7 protein-coding genes are annotated in these 6689 nt (G+C 72.4%); 1 reads left to right on the top strand and 6 read right to left on the bottom strand.

Annotated elements, in window-relative coordinates; translation table 11 throughout:
- Window positions 1-686: ABC transporter permease (locus ACXJKG_RS18130; RefSeq protein ID WP_456847139.1), on the bottom strand; the 686-nt coding region annotated here is incomplete at its 3' end.
- A 9-nt stretch (window positions 687-695) separates the two neighbouring features.
- Here ACXJKG_RS18130 and ACXJKG_RS18135 point away from each other — a divergent pair.
- Window positions 696-2198 carry a glycosyltransferase family 39 protein gene (locus ACXJKG_RS18135; RefSeq protein ID WP_456847140.1) on the top strand — a complete coding sequence of 501 codons (1503 nt, stop codon included), beginning with the start codon at window positions 696-698 and terminating at the stop codon, window positions 2196-2198.
- Between the two features lie 15 nt (window positions 2199-2213).
- Here the strand turns inward: ACXJKG_RS18135 and ACXJKG_RS18140 are convergent, their stop codons facing one another.
- The 5 genes from ACXJKG_RS18140 to ACXJKG_RS18160 all read right to left on the bottom strand — a co-directional run.
- Window positions 2214-3317 (bottom strand): LLM class flavin-dependent oxidoreductase, encoded by a 1104-nt coding sequence (locus tag ACXJKG_RS18140; RefSeq protein ID WP_456847141.1) that lies wholly within the window; start codon window positions 3315-3317, stop codon window positions 2214-2216.
- A gap of 106 nt (window positions 3318-3423) precedes the next feature.
- Window positions 3424-4230, bottom strand: coding sequence for an ABC transporter permease (locus ACXJKG_RS18145; protein ID WP_456847142.1), 807 nt, complete (start codon window positions 4228-4230; stop codon window positions 3424-3426).
- Window positions 4227-5120 (bottom strand): ABC transporter permease, encoded by an 894-nt coding sequence (locus tag ACXJKG_RS18150; protein ID WP_456847143.1) that lies wholly within the window; start codon window positions 5118-5120, stop codon window positions 4227-4229. Before ACXJKG_RS18150 ends, ACXJKG_RS18145 begins: the two co-directional genes overlap by 4 nt.
- Window positions 5121-5124: 4 nt before the next feature.
- Complete coding sequence (locus ACXJKG_RS18155) at window positions 5125-6327, bottom strand: extracellular solute-binding protein (protein WP_456847144.1); 1203 nt, start codon at window positions 6325-6327, stop codon at window positions 5125-5127.
- A gap of 26 nt (window positions 6328-6353) precedes the next feature.
- Window positions 6354-6689, bottom strand: a 336-nt coding sequence (locus ACXJKG_RS18160; RefSeq protein ID WP_456847145.1) for a TOBE domain-containing protein, incomplete at its 5' end; no start/stop codon positions are given.

A 6689-nucleotide genomic window follows, 5' to 3' on the forward strand; every position in this document is an offset into this window, starting at 1 on the left:
CCGCCCAGCAGGAGCCCGACGAAGGCGCCGGGCAGCACGACCAGGCCRGCGCTGCGCGTCTGGTCGAGCGCCGGCACGAGGGAGCGCGCCACGGCTCGACGGGTCTGCGACACCACCGCCTGCCGCGGGGTCGCACCGAGCGTGAGCCAGCCCTCGACCTGCTCCCACTCCGTGCCGATGTCGTCGCGCAGCCGGCCGCCGGTCAGCGAGACCGCGGTCATCGACCCGCCGATGATCTGGGCCGCGAACGGGACGACGGTCTCCGCGCGCAGCGGCAGCGCCCCGCTGGCCAGCACGGGGACGGTCGCGGCGAGCGCGCCCGCCGTGATGCCCAGGAGCGCGACGGGCAGCACGCCGCGCCCCAGACCGATCCGGCGGGTCGACGTCCACGCGGCCGCTGCGAGCATCACCGCCAGGTACAGGGCCGCCCCGGCCGGGTGCAGGAACACCCAGGCGATGACCAGCGCGACGACCGTGAGCTGGATCCCTGCGCGCAGTGCCGCGACCAGGGCGTCCCGGCGGACGGGCACGCGGGCGAGCGTCAGGACGAGCAGGGTGACGGCCAGCAGCGCGACGAGCGCGACCGCGACCTGGCCGAGCGGCGCGACGGTCACGGGCGGCGGCGGGTCGGCATGACAGGACGGTACGGCCTCCCGGTCGTCGGGTCCCTGGACGCGCTGAGGCATGATGGGCCTGTGGGGTCCTCTGCGGCGCAGACCCGGCGGTCCACCACGTGGTTGGTGGCCGCCGTCGCAGCTGTGCTCGCAGTGCTGGTGCGCTGGCACCTGGTCGGCGGCGCCGTGGGGCTGCGGTCGTACCACGGCTACGACGACGGCGTGTACTTCGCCTCCGCCGTCTCGTTCGTCCACGGCCAGATGCCGTACCGCGACTTCCTGCTGCTGCACCCGCCGGGGATCATGCTGGCGCTGACGCCCTTCGCGGCCCTGACCCACTGGACCAGCGACGCCACGGCCTTCGCCGCCGCCCGGATCGGGTTCCTGCTGGTYGGTGCCGTGAACACCGTGCTGGTCACGCGCGTCGCCCGCCGCTGGGGAGTCCTGGCCGCCGTCGTCGGGGGCGTGCTCTACGCCGTCTCGTCCGCCGCCGCCTACGCGGACCGGCTCACCCTCCTCGAGCCCCTCGGCACCCTCACCCTGCTGGGCGGGGTCGTGCTGCTGCTGCGGGCGGCCGAGTCGCGGGTGCCCGCGCGCTGGCAGTGGGCGGCGGGCGCCGTCCTGGGGCTCGGCGTCGTCGTGAAGATCTGGGCCGTCGTCCCGGTCGTCGTGGTGGTGGCCTGGCAGCTGCTGTCCGGGGGGCGTCGGGACGCCCTGCGTGTCGGCGCCGGAGCCGTCGCCTCGGCGCTCGTCGTCGTCGCACCCTTCGCCGTCCTGGCCGGGCCGCGGATGTTCCGGCTCGTCGTCCTCGACCAGCTGGGCAGGGCGCGCGAGCACACGAGCACCGTGGCGAGGCTCGGCAGCATCACGGGCGTGGACGTGACCGTGGTGCCGACCACCGACCCGGGACGGCTCGTGCTCGTCGCCGTCGTGCTCGCGGCCGTCGCCGCCGCGGCCCTGGTGGGGTGGCGCGCGCACCGGGGTCGGCTGTGGGTCGCGCTGCTGGTCGCCCAGGCCGGCGTGCTCCTGGCCTCCCCCAGCTACCTCCCGCACTACGCGGCGTACGCGGCCCCGGCGCTCGTGCTGGTCGTGGCCGCGGCGGTCTCGCTCGTCCCGGCCCCGTCCCGGCTGGTCGTCGCGACGGCGACCTGCCTGGGGTTCGGGCTGGTCGGCGGTGCGCTCGCCCCGGCGCCGCAGGCGTCGTTCCCGGCGGCCCAGATCCAGGCGCGGCTGCCGGCACAGGGGTGCGTCCGGTCCGACTCCCCCGCCGCCCTCGTGCTGCTCGACGTCTACTCGCGCGACCTGGCCCAGGGCTGCGACGTGCCGGTCGACCTGTCCGGCCAGACGTACGACGAGGGCTCCCGGGACGCGCAGGGGCGGCCGGTGCCCCGGGTGGACAACCAGGTGTGGCAGCGGTCCGCCCTGCGGTACCTGACGTCCGGGTCCGCCACCGTGCTCGCACGCGGGACGGGGAACGGCTTCGACGCCGAGACCAAGGAAGAGCTGCGCGAGCTCACGATGGTGTACCACCGGCACGGCGTCAGGCTGCTCCTGCCGCCGGCGGGCGGAACGGACACCCGGTAGCCGCGACGGCGGTGGTCAGGCCGCGACCGCCTCGCGGTCCCGCTGAGCGACGCCCTCCTGCACGAGCGGGATGACGTAGCGACCGAAGTCGACGGCGTCGTCCAGGAGGTCGTAGCCGCGGGCCGAGATGACGCGCACGCCCAGGTCGTAGTACGCCAGGAGCGCCTGCGCGACCGTCTCCGGCGTTCCCACCAGGGCGTTCGAGTTGCCCGCGCCGCCCGTGGCCTTCGCGGTCGCGGTCCAGAGCGCGGTGTCGAACCGCTCGCCCTGCGCGGCGATCTCGAGCAGGCGCTGCGAGCCGGCGTTCTCGGGCTTGCCGGGACGCCACCGCGCGAGCGCGTCGCCCGCGGCGAGCTTGCGCGCCTCGATGCGGTCGAGCACGCGGTGCGCCTTCTCCCAGGCGAGCTCCTCGGTGGGCGCGATGATCGGCCGGAATGCGGCGTGGATGCGGGGCGGCGTCGTGCGGCCCGCCGCGGCCGACTCGGCGTGGATGCGGGCGATCTGCTCGGCCGTGCTGGCCAGCGGCTCGCCCCAGACGGCGAAGATGTCCGCCTCGGCGGCGCCGACCCGGTACGCGGCCTCCGACGACCCGCCGAACGAGATCGTCGGCGACCGGCCCTCGAACGCCTTCGCGTCGAGCACGAAGTCGTCGAAGTCGTAGAAGGTGCCGTGGTGGTCGAACGGCTCGGTGCTGGTCCACGCCTGCTTGACGATCTGGATGTACTCCCGCGTCCGCGCGTACCGCTCGTCCTTGGTGAGCCGGTCACCCTCGCGGGCCTGCTCGTGGTCGCTGCCGCCCGTGATGAAGTGCACGGACAACCGCCCCTGCGACACCTGGTCGAGCGTCGCGAACGTCTTGGCCGCGAAGGTCGGGTAGGAGACGTTCGGCCGGTGGGCGAGCAGGAGCTCGATCGTGTCCAGCCGGCCGGCGAGGTACCCCGCGAGGGCCGACGGCTCCAGGCCGCCCGAGCCGTACGCGAACAGGACGCGGGTCCACCCGTTGTCCTGGTGGGCGCGCACGAGGCGCTCGAGGTAGCCGAGGTCGACGGGCCGGGTCGACGCGGCGGTGGTCTCGGACGCATCGCTGGTGGTGGCGATGCCAAGGAACTCGACGGGCATGGTGGGCCTTTCGGACGGCGGCGACGGTGGACCAGGTCGGCGCGCAACCTAGGAACGGTCGGCGCGCCGGTCAACGGTCCGCCGGAAGTGCTCACCATCCGGACGCTCAGAGGCGGCCGCCGCCGGTCGACTCCCCCGCGACCTTCTGGCTCAGGTAGATCGGGATGATCGACAGGAGCACCAGCACGGCGGCGACCACGTTGACCACCGGCCCCTGGTTGGGCCGCGACAGGTTCTGGAAGATCCAGATCGGCAGCGTCACCACGCCCGGCGGGGCCGTGAACAGGGTCACGACGATCTCGTCGAACGAGAGCCCGAACGCCAGGAGCGCACCGGCCACGAGGGCGCCGCGCAGCAGCGGGAAGGTGACCAGCCGGAACGTCGTGAACGTGTCGGCGCCGAGGTCCATCGACGCCTCCTCGGGGCTGGAGCCCGTGCGTCGCAGGCGCGCGAGGACGTTGTTGTAGACGACCACGATGCAGAAGGTCGCGTGCGCGATCGCGACGGTCCAGATGGACAGCTCGAGCCCGAGGAACGTGCGGAAGCCCGTCCGGAACGCCAGCGCGGTGACGATGCCCGGCAGCGCGATCGGCAGCACGACCAGCAGCGACAGGGTGTGCCGCCCGAAGAACGTGTACCGCCCGAGGCCGAACGCCAGCAGCGTGCCCAGCACCAGGGCGACCGCCGTCGCGACGATCCCCACCTCGATGGACGTCAGCACCGCGTCCCGGACGCTCTGGTTACCGAACGTGGCCGACCACCAGTGCGTGGTGAACGACTTCGGCGGCCACGCGAACACGGTGCTGGCGTTGAACGAGTTGATGACGATGACGCCCAGGGGCACGTAGATGAACGCCAGGCCGAACAGCATCATCAGCCCGAACGTCCACCGGGTGCGGCGTGAGTTCCTCACAGGTTGTCCAGAGCTCCCGTCCGCCGCACGAGCATCAGGTAGATGACCATGATCACCACGGGGATGAGCGCGATCGCGGCCGCGAACGGCAGGCTGCTGGTGTAGTTCTGGTACACGATGTTGCCGAGCATCTGGGTGCGGCCGCCGACGATCTGCACGGTGATGTAGTCGCCGAGGCTGAGCGAGAACGTGAACACCGACCCCGCGACGATCGACGGGTAGACCAGCGGGACGACGACGCTCCGGACTGTCCGGCCGGGCCGCGCGCCGAGGTCGCCGGACGCGTCGAGCAGGCTGTCGGGCATCCGGTCCAGGCCCGCGTACACCGGCAGGATCATGTACGGCAGCCAGAGGTACGTCAGCGTCAGGACCGTCGCGGTGACACCGTAGCCCGGTCCGTCCAGGCCGATCGGCGCCAGCATCCAGGCCAGCACCCCGGTGTCCGGCTGGACCATCGCCTGCCACGCGTAGATCTTCACCAGGTACGACGCCCACAGCGGGGTCACGACGAGCGCGATGAGCAGCCCCCGCCACCGCGGCTTCGCCACCTTCGCCATGAAGAACGCCATCGGGAAGCCCAGCAGCGTGCACAGCACGGTCACCGCGGCGGCGATGCCGACCGTGCGCAGGGTCGCGTACCGGTAGGCCGGGTCGGCCAGCACGTCCTGGACGTTCTGCAGCGTGAACGTCCGGACGACCTCGTTGGTGAACTCGTCGACGGAGAAGAACGCCGTCGCCAGCAGCGCCAGGAGCGCCGAGAGGTAGACCACCACCAGCCACGTCGTCGGCAGCGCGAGCAGCGCGACGAGCCGGACCCGCGGCCGTCGGAAGAGGGCGGCCGAGAGCCGGCGTCCCACGCTCGTGGACGCCGGCCGCTCGATCGTCGTCACCCGGTCAGCCGTTCTTGACGCTGCTCCACGCCTTGCCCCACTCGGAGTACGGGATGCACTTCACGTCGGTGCGGCCGTCGAGGCAGTCGGACTGCGGCGTGGACCAGAACCAGATCTTCTTGAAGTAGCTCTCGTCCTCGGCGTGGAACGTGTCGCAGTGCGTCGGGTCGGTGGTCAGCGCGCACGCCTTGGTGTTGGCCGGGGCCTCGCCGAACCACTCGGCGATCTGCGCCTGGACGTCGGGCTTGGTCACCCAGTTCATCCAGAGGTACGCGCAGTTCGGGTGCGGCGACTTGGCGTCGACCATCCACGTGTCCGCCCAGCCCGTGGCGCCCTCCTTGGGCAGCACCGACTCGACCGGGCTGCCGTCGCCCTTGGCCAGGTTGATGATGATCTGCCACGTCGAGCCCACCTCGGTGCTGCCGTTCTCCAGCGCCTTCTGCGCGTCGGCGTAGCTGGCCCAGTAGCTGGCCACCTGAGGCTGCTGCGCGGTGAGCAGCGCGACCGCGGCGTCGAACTGGGTCTTGTCCAGCGCATAGGGGTTGGTGATCTTGAGGTCCGGCTGCGTCGACATCAGGTAGACGGCCGCGGCGGCGATGCCGTCGGTCGGCGAGTCGTAGTCGGTGATCTTGCCCGCGTACGGCGAGTCGGGCTCGAACACCACGCTCCACGAGTCGGGCGCCGGGTCGGCCTTGTCCGTGCGGTACCCGAGCAGCTGGGCGCCCCACCCGTGGGGCATGCCGTAGGCGGCGTCGCCCACGGAGTTCCATGCCTGCATCTTCTGGAAGTCGGGCACGTCGGGGTAGTTGGTGAGCAGGTCGGTGTTCACGGGGGCGACCTTGCCGGCGTAGATCATCCGCAGCGACGAGTCACCCGACGCCGACACCACGTCGAAGTCGCCGGTGCCCATCTTCTCGAACATGCTGTCCGACGTGTCCGCCACCTGCACGTTCGCCTGACAGCCCGTCGCGGCCTCGAACGGGGTCACCCAGTCGACCGCCGGGTCCGTCGAGCCGTCCTCCGCGTAGCCGGCCCACGCGAGGATGTTGACCTCGCCCTCGCCGTTGCCCAGCGAGCTCAGGGCGTCCATCGCCGGCGGCGTGGCGGGGCCGCTCGAGCTGCCGCCGCCGGATGACCCGCAGGCGGTCAGGGCGAGACTCGCCAGCGCTCCGACGGCCACCGTCGCCAGCAGACGTGTGTGCCTCATCGTGGTCTCCTTCGTCCTCAGCAGGCTCACGGCAGGGGGGTTGCTGCCGCGGGGGTCGTCACCTGGAACTCGTGCTCCTTCGCCMACACGAGCAGGACGCGCGCGCCGCGCAGCTCCTGCACGTCCATGGACGAGGTCTGCTGGTTCTGCTGCAGCGCGACGAGGGTCGCGCCGGCGTCCAGGTCCACCAGGAACCGGGTGGCCGAGCCGACGTACACGACCTCGCGCACGGTGCCTGCCGCGCCGTCCTCGCCGGGTCTGGGCCGGGCGTCGGGCGCGGCGATGCGGATCTTCTCCKGCCGCACCGACCACGTGCCCTCGCGTCCGAGCACCTGCGTCGCGGCCGCGCCGTCGAGCAGGTT

It is taken from the genome of Cellulomonas sp. P5_C6, from assembly GCF_054049635.1.

What these genes read in the sequence shown, in the direction of transcription:
- ACXJKG_RS18140 (WP_456847141.1), bottom strand. Translation starts at nt 3,317, where the DNA reads ATGCCCGTCGAGTTCCTTGGCATCGCCACCACCAGCGATGCGTCCGAG.
- ACXJKG_RS18155 (WP_456847144.1), bottom strand. Translation starts at nt 6,327, where the DNA reads ATGAGGCACACACGTCTGCTGGCGACGGTGGCCGTCGGAGCGCTGGCG.